Annotated in this window: 11 protein-coding genes and 1 tRNA gene; 2 read left to right on the forward strand and 10 right to left on the reverse strand. The window is 70.8% G+C overall.

Going from position 1 to position 14989, the window contains the following annotated elements:
* Positions 1 to 88 precede the first annotated feature (88 nt).
* Positions 89 to 1168, reverse strand: coding sequence for a branched-chain amino acid ABC transporter substrate-binding protein (locus tag ACERUN_RS00005; RefSeq protein WP_370287483.1), 1080 nt, complete (start codon positions 1166 to 1168; stop codon positions 89 to 91).
* Positions 1169 to 1410: 242 nt separating this feature from the next.
* Positions 1411 to 2028, reverse strand: a complete 618-nt coding sequence (locus ACERUN_RS00010; RefSeq protein ID WP_370287484.1) for an ANTAR domain-containing response regulator — start codon at positions 2026 to 2028, stop codon at positions 1411 to 1413.
* Between the two features lie 67 nt (positions 2029 to 2095).
* Here ACERUN_RS00010 and ACERUN_RS00015 point away from each other — a divergent pair.
* A tRNA-Leu gene (locus tag ACERUN_RS00015) sits at positions 2096 to 2168 on the forward strand.
* A gap of 18 nt (positions 2169 to 2186) precedes the next feature.
* On the opposite strand, the gene pyk is transcribed toward ACERUN_RS00015, so the two are convergent.
* The 7 genes from pyk to trpC form a co-directional block, all read right to left on the reverse strand.
* Positions 2187 to 3647 carry a pyruvate kinase gene (gene pyk, locus ACERUN_RS00020; RefSeq protein WP_370287485.1) on the reverse strand — a complete coding sequence of 487 codons (1461 nt, stop codon included), beginning with the start codon at positions 3645 to 3647 and terminating at the stop codon, positions 2187 to 2189.
* A gap of 119 nt (positions 3648 to 3766) precedes the next feature.
* On the reverse strand, positions 3767 to 5236 hold the full coding sequence (locus ACERUN_RS00025) for a glutamate synthase subunit beta (protein WP_370287486.1): 1470 nt from the start codon (positions 5234 to 5236) through the stop codon (positions 3767 to 3769).
* The gene (gene gltB / locus ACERUN_RS00030) at positions 5229 to 9779 is read right to left on the reverse strand and encodes a glutamate synthase large subunit (RefSeq protein ID WP_370287651.1); all 4551 of its coding nucleotides are present in this window, start codon (positions 9777 to 9779) and stop codon (positions 5229 to 5231) included. The genes ACERUN_RS00025 and gltB overlap by 8 nt, the downstream gene beginning before the upstream one ends.
* Before the next feature lie 246 nt (positions 9780 to 10025).
* Entirely contained in the window at positions 10026 to 11027 is a 1002-nt protein-coding gene (lgt, locus tag ACERUN_RS00035; protein ID WP_370287487.1) for a prolipoprotein diacylglyceryl transferase, read from the reverse strand.
* A gap of 57 nt (positions 11028 to 11084) precedes the next feature.
* Positions 11085 to 11909: a tryptophan synthase subunit alpha gene (trpA, locus tag ACERUN_RS00040; protein WP_370287488.1), complete on the reverse strand. Its 825-nt coding sequence runs from the start codon at positions 11907 to 11909 to the stop codon at positions 11085 to 11087.
* Entirely contained in the window at positions 11906 to 13126 is a 1221-nt protein-coding gene (trpB, locus tag ACERUN_RS00045) for a tryptophan synthase subunit beta (RefSeq protein ID WP_370287489.1), read from the reverse strand. The genes trpA and trpB overlap by 4 nt, the downstream gene beginning before the upstream one ends.
* Entirely contained in the window at positions 13123 to 13917 is a 795-nt protein-coding gene (gene trpC, locus ACERUN_RS00050) for an indole-3-glycerol phosphate synthase TrpC (protein ID WP_370287490.1), read from the reverse strand. Before trpC ends, trpB begins: the two co-directional genes overlap by 4 nt.
* 241 nt (positions 13918 to 14158) lie before the next feature.
* On the opposite strand from trpC, the gene ACERUN_RS00055 reads away from it, so the two are divergent.
* On the forward strand, positions 14159 to 14599 hold the full coding sequence (locus ACERUN_RS00055; protein ID WP_370287491.1) for a hypothetical protein: 441 nt from the start codon (positions 14159 to 14161) through the stop codon (positions 14597 to 14599).
* A 114-nt stretch (positions 14600 to 14713) separates the two neighbouring features.
* On the opposite strand, the gene ACERUN_RS00060 is transcribed toward ACERUN_RS00055, so the two are convergent.
* Complete coding sequence (locus ACERUN_RS00060; RefSeq protein WP_370287492.1) at positions 14714 to 14926, reverse strand: HGxxPAAW family protein; 213 nt, start codon at positions 14924 to 14926, stop codon at positions 14714 to 14716.
* Positions 14927 to 14989 lie beyond the last annotated feature (63 nt).

The following is a 14989-nucleotide window of genomic DNA, read 5'->3' on the forward strand; positions in this document are numbered from 1 at the left end:
CGCGTGACTGGATCTGGCTCACGGTCGGCCGTGGCCGGGGGCGGATCCGCCCCCGGCCACGGTCTGTCTCACGACGTGGAGACCGAGGTCACTCGATGGCCTCGGGGTTGTCGACGTCGAGCTTGCCGCCCTTGACGAAGTAGGCGTAGATCTTCGACTCCTTGATGTCACCCTTGTCGTCGAAGGCGATCGGGCCGGAGACGCCGTCCTCGTCATACTTGCCGATGAACTCGTTGAGCTCCTGGGCGTCCTTGACACCGTCCTTGACCGCGGCGAGGAAGATGTTCGAGGCGTCGTAGGCCTGGGTGGCGTAGAGACCGGTGGCCTCGAAGTCGGCCGGAGCCGGGCCGGCGGGCGCGGAGAGGACGGCGCCCTCGGCGGCGTCCGCACCGGCGACCTCGACGAAAGCGGGGTCCTGCGAGCCGTCGCCCGACATGAAGGTGCCGGTGAAGCCACCCTGACGCAGGGCCTTGGCCAGCAGGCCGGCCTCGGTGTAGTAGCCACCGTAGAAGAAGGCGTCGGCACCCGAGGCCTTGACCTTGGTGACCACGGCCGACATGTCGGTCTGGCCCACGGAGATGGTGTCGGTGTCGACGACGGCGCTGCCCAGAGCCTCCTCGACGGTACCGGCGAGGCCCTTGGAGTAGTCCTGGCCGTCGTGGACGACGAAGACCTTCTTGGCGCCCGCGGTCTCGGTGAGGTACTTGGCGTCGGCCTTGCCCTGCGCGTCGTCGTTGCCGATGACACGGTGCCAGGTCGACCAGCCCTGGTCGGTGATGGTCACGTTGGTGGCCGAGGGGGAGATCGAGGGCAGACCGGCCTCGAAGAAGGTCTTGCCGGTGGCCAGCGACTCACCCGAGAAGCCCGGGCCGACGAGGCCGAAGATGGTGTCGTCGTTGATGATCTGGGTCGCGAGCGCCGGCGCGTTGTCCGGGCTGCCCTGCGAGTCGAACTTCTTCAGGCTGATCTTGCAGTCGGCGTTGTCGGCGTTGTACTCCTTCAGCGCCAGCTCGATGCCGTTGACCATGTTCTGGCCGAGCGCGCCGGCGTCGCCGGTGAGGGCGCCGAGGAAGGCCAGGTTCTTGCCGCAGAAGCCGCTGTCGGCGGAGCTGCCGCCGTCGCCGCCGTCGCTGTCGTCCGAGCCGCATGCGGTGAGGGAAAGGCTCATCGTCAGAGCGACTGCACTGATTCCAACTACCTTGTTAAGCCTCAAGGGGAATCCCGCTTCCTTCGTCGTTCCCGCGGCGTTCGTGCGCACGCAGGAGGTGGTGTCCTGCCGCGGGAACCTACACCGGTAACAGCCGTCTCGGCAGTAACTCGGTGCTCCAGGTCACAAATCCTGACGAATCTGTTACCTGGGAGCGGGTACCGACCGCAATTTCTGCGCCGCGCGCCCCGCCAGCGGCGCCGTCAGGACGACGTGGTGCCCGGCACGCCGTGGGTGACGACGCCCTCGGCGACCTGTCGCATCGACAGGCGCAGGTCCATCGCGGTCTTCTGGATCCACCGGAAGGCGTCGGCCTCGGTGAGGCCCAGCTGCTCCTGCAGGATGCCCTTGGCTCGGTCGACGGCCTTGCGGGTCTCGAGACGCTCCTTGAGGTCGGTGACCTCGCTCTCGAGCTGGGTGATCTCGGCGAAGCGGCTCACCGCCATCTCGATGGCGGGCACGAGGTCACCCTGGCTGAACGGCTTGACGAGATAGGACATCGCGCCGGCTTCCCGGGCGCGCTCGACGAGGTCGCGCTGGGAGAAGGCGGTGAGCATCACGACGGGAGCGATGCGTCGTCCGGCGATGGCCTCGGCGGCCGCGATGCCGTCGAGCACCGGCATCTTCACGTCGAGGATGACGAGGTCCGGCCGCAGCTCCTCGGCCAGCTCGATCGCCTTCTGGCCGTCGCCGGCCTGACCGACGACGTCGTAGCCCTCCTCGACGAGCATCTCGGCGAGGTCCATGCGGATGAGGGTCTCGTCCTCGGCGATGACGACGGTGCGCGGGGTCGACTGGGGGCTCGGCACGCTCTGGGTCACGGCGCAAGGCTATCGGCCCGACCGCCGCCGAGCGCACGAACCGTCTCGGCTACGGTGTGACCTTGCCGCCCCGGTAGCCCAACGGCAGAGGCAGTGGTCTCAAACACCATCCAGTGTGGGTTCGAATCCCACCCGGGGCACCGAGTCGATCCGCTCCCTCAGGAGCGTCGGTAGGCGGGAGCGACCTCGTTGATCGCGTCGCCCATGCGGTGCACGCGCAGCGCGTTGGTCGAACCGGCGATGCCCGGAGGGCTCCCCGCGACGATGACGACCAGGTCGCCCTCCTGCACGCGACCGATGCGCAGCAACTCCTCGTCGACCTGGCGCACCATCTCGTCGGTGTGCTCCACGGGCAGCGTCTTGAACGCCTCGACACCCCAGGTGGCGGCCAGCTGCGAGCGCACCCGGGCCTCGGGGGTGAAGGCCAGCACGGGGATGGGGCTGCGCAGGCGCGCGAGGCGCTTGGCCGAGTCGCCCGACTGGGTGAAGGCGACGACGTACTTGGCACCGACCCGCTGCGCGACCTCCTCCGCCGCCTTCGTGATGACGCCGGAGCGGGTGTGGGGGTCCCACTCGATACGACCGAAGCGGGAGAAGTTGTCGTCCTCGAGGGCGTGGTCCTCGGTGGCCTTCACGATGCGAGCCATCGTCTCGACCACGTGGATGGGGTGCTCCCCCACGCTCGTCTCGCCCGAGAGCATCACCGCGTCCGCCCCGTCGAGGACGGCGTTGGCCACATCGCTCGCCTCGGCGCGCGTCGGCGCCGGGTTGGCGACCATCGACTCCAGCATCTGCGTGGCCACGATCACCGGCTTGGCGTTGCGACGCGCGGCGAAGATGACCTTCTTCTGCAGGAAGGGGACCTCCTCCAGCGGGCACTCCACGCCGAGGTCGCCGCGGGCGACCATGAACGCGTCGAACGCCGCCACGACCTCGTCGAGGTTCTCGATGGCCTGCGGCTTCTCGATCTTGGCGATGATGGGGAGCATCACCCCCTCCTCGCGCATGATCACGCGCACGTCCTCGGCGTCCGCGGCGTTGCGCACGAAGCTCAGCGCGATGAAGTCGACACCGAGACGTAGGGCGAAGCGGAGGTCGGTCTTGTCCTTCTCCGAGAGCGCCGGAACCGAGACGGCCACGCCCGGGAGGTTGATGCCCTTGTGGTCGCTGACGCGACCGCCGGTGAGCACCTCGGTGACGACGTCGGTGTCGGTGACGTCGGCGACGCGCAGCCGGATCTTGCCGTCGTCGATGAGGATGGGGTCGCCCACCGAGACGTCACCGGGCAGCCCCTTGTAGGTGGTGCCGCAGATCTCGCCGTCGCCAGGCACGTCGCGGGTGGTGATGGTCCAGCGCTGGCCGCGCTTGAGCACCGCGAAGCCGTCGGGGAAGGTCTCGAGACGGATCTTGGGGCCCTGCAGGTCGGCCAGGATGCCGACTCCGCGACCGGAGGCGTCCGAGGCCGCGCGCACGAGCCGGTAGGCCTCGGCGTGCTGCTCGTGGCTGCCGTGGCTCATGTTGAGCCGGGCGACGTCCATGCCCGCATAGACCAGTTCGCGGATGCGCCGCTCGGAGCTGGTGGCCGGACCCAGGGTGCACACGATCTTGGCTCTCCGCACGTGCCTCACCCTAGCGGGCGCCTTGGAACGTGAAAAAGGCCGGTGGGTCCCGCTTTCACGGGACCCACCGGCTCGGTTCTCCAGTCGTCCGACGCCCTCGGCGCCTCAGCCGACCGCGCTCACACCACGAGCGGGCGCGCCGTCGGCGGGATCGGCGCCGGCAGCTGGGTGCTGCCGCTGAGGTAGGTGTCGACAGCGGCTGCTGCAGCACGGCCCTCGGCGATCGCCCAGACGATGAGCGACTGACCGCGACCGGCGTCGCCGGCCACGAAGACGCCGTCCACGCTGGTGGCGTAGTTGTTCGCACGCTTGATGTTGCCGCGCTCGTCGAGCTCGACGCCGAGCTGCTCGACCAGGCCCGGACGCTCGGGGCCGACGAAGCCCATCGCGAACAGCACGAGGTCGGCCGGGATCTCGCGCTCGGAGCCCTCGATCTCGACCAGGCGGCCCTCCTTGAACTGCACGTCGACGAGCTTGAGTGCGCGCACGTTGCCGTCGTCGTCGCCCAGGAACTCCTTGGTGGAGACCGAGTACATCCGGTCGCCGCCCTCCTCGTGGGCCGAGGAGACGCGGAACAGCATCGGGTACGTGGGCCACGGCTGGTTGCCGGGACGCTCGTCCGTGGGCTGCGGCATGATCTCGAGCTGCGTGATCGAGGCCGCGCCCTGGCGGATCGAGGTGCCGAGGCAGTCGGCACCGGTGTCGCCGCCGCCGATGATCACCACGTGCTTGCCGTCGGCGCGGATCTGACCCTCCACGGTCTCGCCCAGCGCCACACGGTTGGCCTGTGGGAGGAACTCCATGGCCTGGTGGATGCCGGCGAGCTCGCGCCCGGGCACCGGTAGGTCACGCGCCACCGTCGAGCCCGTCGCGAGGACGACGGCGTCGTAGCGGTCGCGCAGGGCGTCGCCGGTCAGGGTGCCCGCGCCGACCTCGACGCCCGAGCGGAAGACGGTGCCCTCGCGGCGCATCTGCTCCAGACGCCGGTCGAGGTGCTTCTTCTCCATCTTGAACTCGGGGATGCCGTAGCGCAGCAGACCACCGGGCTTGTCGGCCCGCTCGTAGACGGCCACGGTGTGACCGGCCCGGGTGAGCTGCTGGGCGACCGCGAGGCCCGCGGGGCCTGAGCCGATGACGGCCACGGTCTTGCCCGAGAGCCACTCCGGCGGCTGCGGCCGCACGTTGCCCGACTCCCAGGCGCGGTCGATGATCGAGACCTCGACGTTCTTGATGGTCACCGGGTCGGCGTTGATGCCGAGCACGCAGGCGGTCTCGCACGGGGCGGGGCAGAGGCGACCGGTGAACTCCGGGAAGTTGTTGGTCGCGTGCAGGCGCTCGATCGCGCCGTCCCAGTCGTCGCGGTACCCCAGGTCGTTCCACTCCGGGATGATGTTGCCCAGCGGACAACCCTGGTGGCAGAACGGGATGCCGCAGTCCATGCAGCGGCTCGCCTGGGTGTTGATGATCGGCAGGAGCGCGCGCCCGACACCGTCGGGGTAGACCTCGTTCCAGTCCTTCACGCGCTCCTCGACCGGACGACGTCCGGCCACTTCACGCCCGGCCTTCAAGAAGCCCTTCGGGTCAGCCATGCAGCACCTCCATCACCTTGTTGGCGGCGGCGTCGGCGTCGAGGCCCTCGGCCTCGGCCTCGGCCTGCACCGCCAGGACCTTCGCGTAGTCGCGCGGCATGACCTCGGTGAACCGCGGCAGTGCGGCCTCCCAGTCGGCCAGCAGCGCCTCGGCGACCTCGGAGCCGGTCTCCTCGAAGTGCGAGCGCACGATGCGCTGGAGCTCCTCGGCGTACTCGGCGCTCACGGGACGCAGGTCGACCAGCTCGGGGTTCACACGGAACTCCTTGAGGTCGAGGACCCAGGCGATGCCACCCGACATGCCGGCCGCGAAGTTCCGCCCGGTCTTGCCGAGGACGACGACCCGCCCGCCGGTCATGTACTCGCAGCCGTGGTCGCCCACACCTTCGGTGACCACCGTGGCACCCGAGTTGCGTACGCAGCAGCGCTCGCCGACGCCCCCGCGGATGAAGATCTCACCCGAGGTCGCGCCGTAGGCGATCGTGTTGCCCGCGATGATGTGCTCGTTGGCCTTGAACGGTGCCGAACGGTCGGGCCGGATCACGATCCGACCGCCGGAGAGGCCCTTGCCCACGTAGTCGTTGGCGTCGCCCTCGAGGCGCAGCGTGATGCCGCGCGGCACGAACGCGCCGAGCGACTGACCCGCCGAACCGGTGAAGGTGAGGTCGATCGTGCCCTCGGGCAGACCCGCGCCGCCGTACTTCTTGGTGACCTCGTGGCCGAGGATCGTGCCGACCGTGCGGTGGACGTTGCGGATCTGCAGCTGGGCGCGCACCGGCTCGCCCGACTCGATCGCCGGCCGCGCCAGCGGGAGGATCTCGGTCACGTCGAGCGAGCGCTCGAGACCGTGGTCCTGCGTGCCGGTGTTGCGGAGGTCCTGGTCGGGGAAGTGCGTCGAGGCGACGTCGACCTTGTGCAGGATCGGCGCGAGGTCCAGACCGCGGGCCTTCCAGTGGTCGACCGCGTCGGCGACGTCGAGCGCCTCGACGTGGCCGATGGCCTCGTCGATGCTGCGGAAACCGAGCTCGGCGAGCAGCTCGCGCACCTCCTCGGCGATGAACTCGAAGAAGTTCACGACGTACTCGGCCTTGCCGCTGAAGCGCTGGCGCAGCACCGGGTTCTGCGTGGCGACGCCCACCGGGCACGTGTCGAGGTGGCAGACCCGCATGAGGATGCAGCCCGACACCACGAGCGGCGCGGTGGCGAAGCCGAACTCCTCGGCACCGAGCAGGGCGGCGATCACGACGTCGCGACCGGTCTTCAGCTGGCCGTCGGTCTGCACGACGATGCGGTCGCGCAGGCCGTTGAGCAGCAGCGTCTGCTGGGCCTCGGCGAGGCCGAGCTCCCACGGGCCGCCCGCGTGCTTGAGGGAGGTGAGCGGCGAGGCACCCGTGCCGCCGTCGTGACCCGAGATGAGGACGACGTCCGCGTGGGCCTTCGACACACCGGCCGCGACCGTGCCGACACCGACCTCGGAGACCAGCTTCACGTGGACGCGGGCCTCGGGGTTGGCGTTCTTCAGGTCGTGGATCAGCTGGGCGAGATCCTCGATCGAGTAGATGTCGTGGTGGGGCGGCGGGCTGATGAGGCCCACGCCGGGCGTGCTGTGCCGGGTCTTGGCCACCCACGGGTAGACCTTGTTGCCCGGCAGCTGACCGCCCTCGCCGGGCTTCGCGCCCTGCGCCATCTTGATCTGGATGTCGTCGGCGTTGGTGAGGTACTCCGAGGTGACGCCGAAGCGTCCCGAGGCGACCTGCTTGATCGAGCTGCGGCGCACCGGGTCGTAGAGGCGCTCGGCGTCCTCGCCGCCCTCACCGGTGTTGGACTTGCCGCCCAGCTTGTTCATCGCGATCGCGAGGGTCTCGTGGGCCTCGTTCGAGATGGAGCCGTACGACATCGCGCCGGTGGAGAAGCGCTTGACGATCGAGCTGACCGACTCGACCTCCTCGATCGGCACCGGCGTGCGCCCCAGGGCCGCGGGGTCCTTGAAGCGGAACAGACCGCGCAGGGTCATCAGCTTCTCGGACTGGTCGTCGACGGCCTTCGTGTACTGCTTGAAGATGTCGTAGCGACCGGTGCGGGTGGAGTGCTGGAGCCGGAAGACCGTCTCGGGGTTGAACAGGTGCGGCTCGCCCTCGCGACGCCACTGGTACTCGCCGCCGATCTCGAGCTCGCGGTGCGCGGGCGCGATGCCGGCCGGCGGGTAGGCCTTGGCGTGGCGGGCGGCGACCTCCTCGGCGAGGACATCGAGCTCGACGCCGCCGAGCTTGGAGGTGGTGCCCGTGAAGTACTTGTCGACCACCGTCTGCGACAGGCCGATGCACTCGAAGATCTGCGCACCGGTGTAGGAGGCGACGGTGCTGACGCCGATCTTCGACATCACCTTCACCACGCCCTTGCCGAGCGCCTTGATGAGGTTCTTGACGGCCTGCTCGGGCTCGGTGGACACGTAGTGGCCCTCGCGAGCGAGGTCCTCCACGGTCTCCATCGCCAGGTAGGGGTTGACCGCGGCCGCGCCGTAGCCGACGAGGAGCGCCACGTGGTGCACCTCGCGGACGTCGCCCGCCTCGACGAGCAGACCCACCTGCGTGCGGGTCTTCTCGCGCACCAGGTGGTGGTGCACCGCGCCGGTGAGCAGCAGCGACGGGATCGGGGCGAGGTCGGCGGTGGAGTGCCGGTCGGACAGCACGATGATGCGCGCGCCGTCGGCGATGGCGGCCGAGACCTCGGTGCAGATCTCCTCGATGCGCGTGGCCATCGCCTCGCCGCCGCCGTGGACGTCGTACAGGCCGCGCGCCACGTGGGTGACGAACCCGGGGTGGTCGCCGTCGCGGTTGATGTGGCGGATCTTGGCCAGGTCGTCGTTGGAGATGACCGGGAAGGGCAGCACGATCTGGCGACACGACGCCGGGCTCGGCTCCAGCAGGTTGGCCTCGGGGCCGATCGAGCCGTTGAGCGAGGTGACGAGCTCCTCGCGGATGGCGTCCAGCGGCGGGTTGGTGACCTGCGCGAAGAGCTGGCTGAAGTAGTCGAAGATCAGCCGCGGCTTGTCCGAGAGCGCCGCGATGGGGGTGTCGGTGCCCATCGAGCCGAGCGCCTCTCCCCCGGTGTTGGCCATCGGGGTGAGGATGACGCGCAGCTCCTCCTCGGTGTAGCCGAAGATCTGCTGGCGCCGCGTGACCGAGGCGTGGGTGTGCACGATGTGCTCGCGCTCGGGGATGTCGTCGAGGTGGATCAGGCCGCCGTGCAGCCACTCGCCGTAGGGGTGCTCGGCTGCGAGCTGCTCCTTGACCTCGTCGTCCTCGACGATGCGGTGCTCCTCGGTGTCGACGAGGAACATGCGACCCGGCTGCAGCCGGCCCTTGCGCACGATCGTGGCGGGGTCGAGGTCGAGCACGCCCACCTCGGAGGCGAGGACGACGAGACCGTCGTCGGTGACCCAGAAGCGCGAGGGGCGCAGGCCGTTGCGGTCGAGCACCGCGCCGATCTGCGTGCCGTCGGTGAAGACCACGCAGGCGGGGCCGTCCCACGGCTCCATCATCGCGGAGTGGAAGCGGTAGAAGTCGCGCCGCTTCTCGTCCATCTCGGTGTGGTTCTCCCACGCCTCGGGGATCATCATCAGCACCGCGTGGGGCAGGCTGCGACCGCCGAGGTGGAGCAGCTCGAGCACCTCGTCGAAGGAGGCGGAGTCCGAGGCACCGGGGGTGCAGATCGGGAAGAGCCGCTCGAGGTCGCCCGGGATGGCCTCGGAGGCCAGCAGGGCCTCGCGGGCGCGCATCCAGTTGCGGTTGCCCATCACGGTGTTGATCTCGCCGTTGTGCGCGATGAAGCGGAACGGGTGCGACAGCGGCCAGCTCGGGAAGGTGTTGGTGGAGAAGCGCGAGTGGACGACGCCGATCGCCGAGGCCATGCGCTCGTCGCGCAGGTCGGGATAGAAGTGGTCGAGCTGGTCGGTCGTGAGCATGCCCTTGTAGGCGAGCGTGCGCGACGAGAGCGACGGGAAGTAGACCTCGGTCTCGCGCTCGGCGCGCTTGCGCAGGCAGAAGGCGAGGCGCTCGAGCTGCATCTGGTCGCCGGCCGGACCGGCGGCGGTGACGAAGAGCTGGGTGAAGGTCGGCATGACGCTGCGCGCCATGGTGCCGAGGATCGCCGGCTCGACCGGCACCTCGCGCCACCCGAGGACGGTGAGGCCCTCCTCGGCGGCGATCTCCTCGATGCGCCCGCGGGTCTTGGCGACCTGCTCGGCGTCACCGGGCAGGAACGCGGTGCCGACCGCGTAGGTGCCGGCGCCAGGGAGGGACACGCCGGCGTCGGCGGCGACCTCGCGCAAGAAGGCGTCGGGCACCTGCATCAGGATGCCGGCGCCGTCGCCGGAGTTGGGTTCCGCGCCGGCAGCGCCGCGGTGGTCCAGGTTGCGAAGGGCCGTCAGGGCCTTCACCACGATGTCGTGGCTGGCCTCACCGGTCAGCGTCGCGACGAAGGCGACGCCGCAGGCGTCGTGCTCGTGACGCGGGTCGTAGAGACCCTCCGGCGGCGGGAACATGTGCGGGTAGGGCACCAGGGTTCTCCCGTCGACTACGTCTGGGGCTGGCCGGCTTCGGCACGGAGACCGAGACCCGGGGCCACCAGAAGGTGGGGCGCAGGGGACAGCATTGGCCCACGCGGCGGAATGCTCAGGTTACCACTGTGTTGCGGAGCACCGCGTCTTGAGGAGCGGAACGTGGACGTGAGACACGCCTCGCGCCAGCCTCTTGAAGAACCGCCTGACGCGGTGTCGGTGCACGGCCCCTCAGGACCCTTCGTCCTGCTGAGGCGGCTCAGTACCGCCATCGACCTCACCGCCGGAAACGATGTCGGCCGGTTCGCCAGGTGCCCCGTCGGCCTCGCCCGCGGGGGTGCTCTCGACCGGCCCGCGACCGGGGAGGTACACCTCGGTCTCGCGTCCGGGCCGGGCACGGAGCGACCACAGCAGGTAGGCCGCGGCCGCGACGAAGAGGACGATCGAGGTCCACACGTTGAAGCGCAGCCCGAGCACGTTGTTCAGCTGGACGTCGTCGATGCGGAGGTCCTCGATCCAGCCGCGCCCCAGGGTGTAGGCCATCACGTAGACGGCGACCACGCGACCGTGGCCCAGGCGGAAGCGCCGGTCGAGCCAGATCACGACGGCGAAGGCGGCCAGGTTCCAGAGGAACTCGTAGAGGTAGGTGGGGTGGAAGTAGGCGACGTCGGGGATCGGCTTGCCGGCGGCGACCAGCGATCGCACGTACTCGCCGCTGAAGTGGTCGCGGTCGATCTCGAGCTTCCACGGCAGGTCGGTGGGTCGGCCGTAGAGCTCCTGGTTGAACCAGTTGCCCCAGCGCCCGATCGCCTGGCCCACGAGGACGCCGGGCGCCAGGGCGTCGAGCAGCGGGGCCAGGCGGATGCCCTTGCGGCGGGCCCCCACCCATGCGCCGACCGCGCCGAGCGCGACCCCGCCCCAGATGCCGAGGCCGCCGTGCCAGACGTAGAAGACCTCGATCGGCTTGCCGCCGGCGCCGAAGTACTTCTCCCAGTCGGTGGCGACGTGGTAGGCGCGGGCACCGACGATGCCGAACGGCACGGCCCAGAGCGCGACGTCCTGCACTTCGCCGAGGCGACCGCCGCGCGCCTGCCAGCGCCGCTCGCCGATCCAGACGGCGACCACGATGCCGAGGATGATGCACAGCGCGTAACCGCGGATCGGGAACGGGCCGAGGTGCCACACCCCGTTGCTCGGACTCGGGATCGAGGCGGCGATCAGGTGCAGGCTCACGGGGCGTTCCTTCAGGTGGCTCGGCGACGCGGGGGCACGGGTCGTGCTCCGGTGAGGCTACTGCGCGGGGACGGCGGCGGCTGCTTCGCGCACCCCGGCCGCGAGGTCCTCGGTCAGCCCGCGCAGCGCCGTGAGGGCGGCCGACCGGTCGTCGGCGTGGTCGAGCAGCACCCGCACGAACGCCGAGCCGACGATGACGCCGTCGGCGTAGCCGGCCACGGAGGCCGCCTGCTCGCGGGTGCTCACCCCGACGCCGACGCAGACCGGGAGGTCGGTGGCGGCCTGGGCGCGCTGCACGAGGGGCTGGGCGAGGTCGCCGACCGGCGTCCCGCCCGTGACCCCCATGACGGCGGTGGCGTAGACGAAGCCGCGCGAGGCGGCCGTGGTCAGCGCGATGCGCTCGTCGGTGGACGACGGCGCCACGAGGAAGACCTTGTCGAGGCCGTGGCGATCGGCCGCCTCGCTCCACTCGGGCGCGAAGTCCGGTGTGAGGTCGGGGGTGATGAGTCCCGCTCCCCCGGCGTCGGCGAGCCGCTCGGCGAAGCGCTCGACTCCGTAGCGCTCGACGGGGTTCCAGTAGGTCATCACGAGCGTCGGGGTGCCCGTGGCGGCGACCGCCTCGACGACGCGGAAGACGTCGTCGGTGCGCACGCCCGCCTCCAGGGCCTGCTGCGCGGCCGCCTGGATGACGGGACCGTCCATCACCGGGTCGGTGTAGGGCAGCCCGACCTCGATCACGTCGCAGCCGGCCTCAGCCATGACGGTGAGGGCCTCGATGCTGCCCTCGACGTCGGGGAAACCGGCGGGCAGGTAGCCGACGAGCGGCACCCGGCCCTCGCTGCGGGCCTTCTCGAAGGCCGCCGTGACGCTGCGGGCGCTCACGCGTGCCCCCCGCGTCCGGCGGTGCCGAGCCCGAAGTACTCCAGGGCGGTGCCCATGTCCTTGTCGCCGCGACCGGAGAGGTTGACCAGGAGGGTCTGGCCGGGGCGCTCCCGAACGACCTTCAGCGTGCCCGCGATGGCGTGCGCGGTCTCGATCGCCGGGATGATGCCCTCGGTGCGGGCCAGGAGCGACATCGCCTCCATCGCCTCGTCGTCGGTGACCGGCAGGTAGGTCGCGCGGCCGCCGGCGGCCAGCGCCGCGTGCTGGGGGCCCACGCCCGGGTAGTCGAGCCCGGCGGAGATCGAGTGCGACTCGACGGTCTGGCCGTCGTCGTCCTGCAGGACGAAGGTGCGCGCACCGTGCAGGACGCCGACGGTGCCGGCGAAGATGGTGGCGGCGTGCTTGCCGGACTCCACGCCCGAGCCGCCGGCCTCGAAGCCGTAGACCGCGACCTCGGGGTCGTCGAGGAAGCCGGCGAACAGGCCGATCGCGTTGGAACCCCCGCCCACGCACGCCGTGACGGCGTCGGGCAGCCCGCCGGTGAGCTCGAGGCACTGGCGCCGGGCCTCGTCGCCGATGCCGCGCACGAACGACAGCACCAGGCTCGGGAACGGGTGCGGCCCGGCGGCGGTGCCGAAGAGGTAGGCGGTGTGGTCGACGCTGGCGACCCAGTCGCGCAGGGCCTCGTTGATGGCGTCCTTCAGGGTGCGCGACCCGCTGGTGACGGGCACAACCTCGGCGCCGAGCAGCTGCATGCGCGCGACGTTGAGGGCCTGGCGCTCGGTGTCGACCTCGCCCATGTAGACCGTGCAGTCGAGGCCGAGGTAGGCGGCGGCGGTGGCCGAGGCCACGCCGTGCTGGCCGGCACCCGTCTCGGCGATGACGCGGGTCTTGCACATCCGCTTGGTGAGCAGCGCCTGACCGAGCACGTTGCGGATCTTGTGCGCGCCGGTGTGGTTGAGGTCCTCGCGCTTGAGCAGGATGCGGGCCCCGGCGTGCTCGGAGAGGCGGTGCGCCTCGTAGAGCGCGCTCGGCACGCCGGCGTACTCGCGCAGCAGGCGGTCGAACTCACCGGTGAACGCGGGGTCGGCCATCGCCTCCTGCCAGGCGAGGTCGAGCTCGTCGAGGGCGGCGATCAGGGCCTCGGGCATGAAGCGGCCGCCGAAGCTGCCGGTGCCGCCGAACCAGCCGAGGGTGTCGGCTTCGAAGGTAGTCATCGTTCGATTCCCGTCATCGCGGCGACCGCCTCGCGCGGAGCGCCGTCCTTCACCAGTGCCTCGCCCACGAGGACGACGCGTGCGCCCTCGCCGACGTACCGCTCCACGTCGCCCGGTCCGCTGATGCCGGACTCGGCGACCAGCACCCGGTCGGCCGGCACGAGGGGCGCCAGCCGTCCGAAGGTGTCGGGGTCGACGTGGAGGGTCTTGAGATTGCGGGCGTTGACCCCGATCAGCTCCGCGCCCAGGGCGACCGCGCGCTCGGTCTCCTCCTCGTCGTGCACCTCCACCAGCACGGTGAGTCCGAGCTCACGGGCTGCGTCGTGGAGACGGTCGAGCAGGTCGCCGGGCAGGGAGGCCACGATGAGCAGGGCGAGATCGGCGCCGGCCGCGCGAGCCTCGAGCAGCTGGTACTCGGTGACGATGAAGTCCTTGCGCAGCACCGGCACGTCGACCGCTGCACGCACCGCTCGGAGGTCGTCGAGAGATCCTCCGAAGCGCCGCTGCTCGGTGAGCACGCTGATCGCACCCGCGCCGCCGGCTGCGTACTCGGCCGCCAGGGCCGCGGGATCCGGGATGTCGGCGAGATCGCCCTTGCTGGGGCTGCGCCGCTTGACCTCGGCGATGACGCTCGAGCCGGCGCCGCGGAAGTGCGGCATCGGGTCGAGCGGAGCGGGCACGTCGGCGAGCACCGCGCGCAACTCGGCCTCCGGCGCCGCTGCGCGGCGCGGGGCGAGGTCCTCCAGCACTCCGGCCACGATCGAGTCGAGCACCGTCTCCTGCACTGCCATGGCGTGCGTCCCTCCTCGCGCTCGTCCTCCGTGCGGCCCCAGGGCCGTCCGGCCACCGATCTCCCGACCGATCCGTTCACGGACCCGTCGGCGGGCGCGGCGCCAGCACTCGGACGCCCCGGGCCCGCGGGTCCCGGTGTCCATCGTCCCACGCGGCCGTTAGGGTGCCACACACCGCCCGGACCTCGGCCGTGGCCGTCAGCGACGTCGAGGACCCTTCACGCAGCCAGGAGGAACCCACGTGAGCTACAACGAACCCCCGAACTACGGCACTCCCCCGCCCCCGCCCCCGGGTGGCTACGGCGGCGGCCCCGGCGACCCCGGCAAGGGCGGTGACGGCGGTTACGGCGGCGGCGGCTACGGCGGCGGCGGCTACGGCGGCGGCGGCTACGGCGGCGGCGGCTACGGCGGCGGGTTCGCGCAGGAGCACCCGAAGGGCACGCAGATCCTGATCTTCGGCATCCTCGGCATCGTGTGCTGCGGTCCTCTCGGCATCGCCGCGTGGGTGATGGGCAACAAGGCCATCCGCGAGATCGACGCCAACCCCGCCGCCTACACCAACCGCGGCCAGGTCAACGCCGGGCGCATCTGCGGCATCGTGGCCACCGCGCTCTGCGTGGTGGGCATCATCGGCTACGGCATCCTGGCGATCATCGCGGCCGGCTCCTCGACGTCGCCCTGATCGGACCTGGGCGGCGGGCACCGGCGCACCAGACGACGAAGCCCCTCTCCTGCTGCGGCAGGAGAGGGGCTTTCGCGTCGCCGCGGGTGTGCGGCACCCCGACGATGCGGCGCGTCAGTGGCCCGAGGAGTGGCCCGAGGTGTGCAGGCCCAGCTTGTCCATCACCACGAAGGCGACGCCGCCGGCGATGATCAGCGCGATGCCCACCCAGAGCAGCACGTAGTTCAGCGGCGAGAGCATCACTCCTGCCGAGCCCACCGCGAAACCGAGCAGGGAGACCAGGACGCCCGTCCAGGCTGCCGGGGTGTTGCCGTGGTTGTCGGCCATGGGTGCTCCTCGTGACTGCTCGATCCGACCCGGGGTCCGGGACGGCAGCGCTGCGCTGCCGCG

This window comes from Nocardioides sp. (assembly GCF_964229035.1).
GTDB lineage: Bacteria > Actinomycetota > Actinomycetes > Propionibacteriales > Nocardioidaceae > Nocardioides.

Excerpts from the sequence above, each read along its gene's own strand:
- gltB (WP_370287651.1), bottom strand. The coding sequence starts at position 9,779 with ATGTTCCCGCCGCCGGAGGGTCTCTACGACCCGCGTCACGAGCACGAC.
- trpB (WP_370287489.1), bottom strand. The coding sequence starts at position 13,126 with ATGACTACCTTCGAAGCCGACACCCTCGGCTGGTTCGGCGGCACCGGC.
- trpC (WP_370287490.1), bottom strand. The coding sequence starts at position 13,917 with ATGGCAGTGCAGGAGACGGTGCTCGACTCGATCGTGGCCGGAGTGCTG.
- ACERUN_RS00060 (WP_370287492.1), bottom strand. The coding sequence starts at position 14,926 with ATGGCCGACAACCACGGCAACACCCCGGCAGCCTGGACGGGCGTCCTG.
- ACERUN_RS00025 (WP_370287486.1), bottom strand. The coding sequence starts at position 5,236 with ATGGCTGACCCGAAGGGCTTCTTGAAGGCCGGGCGTGAAGTGGCCGGA.
- ACERUN_RS00005 (WP_370287483.1), bottom strand. The coding sequence starts at position 1,168 with ATGAGCCTTTCCCTCACCGCATGCGGCTCGGACGACAGCGACGGCGGC.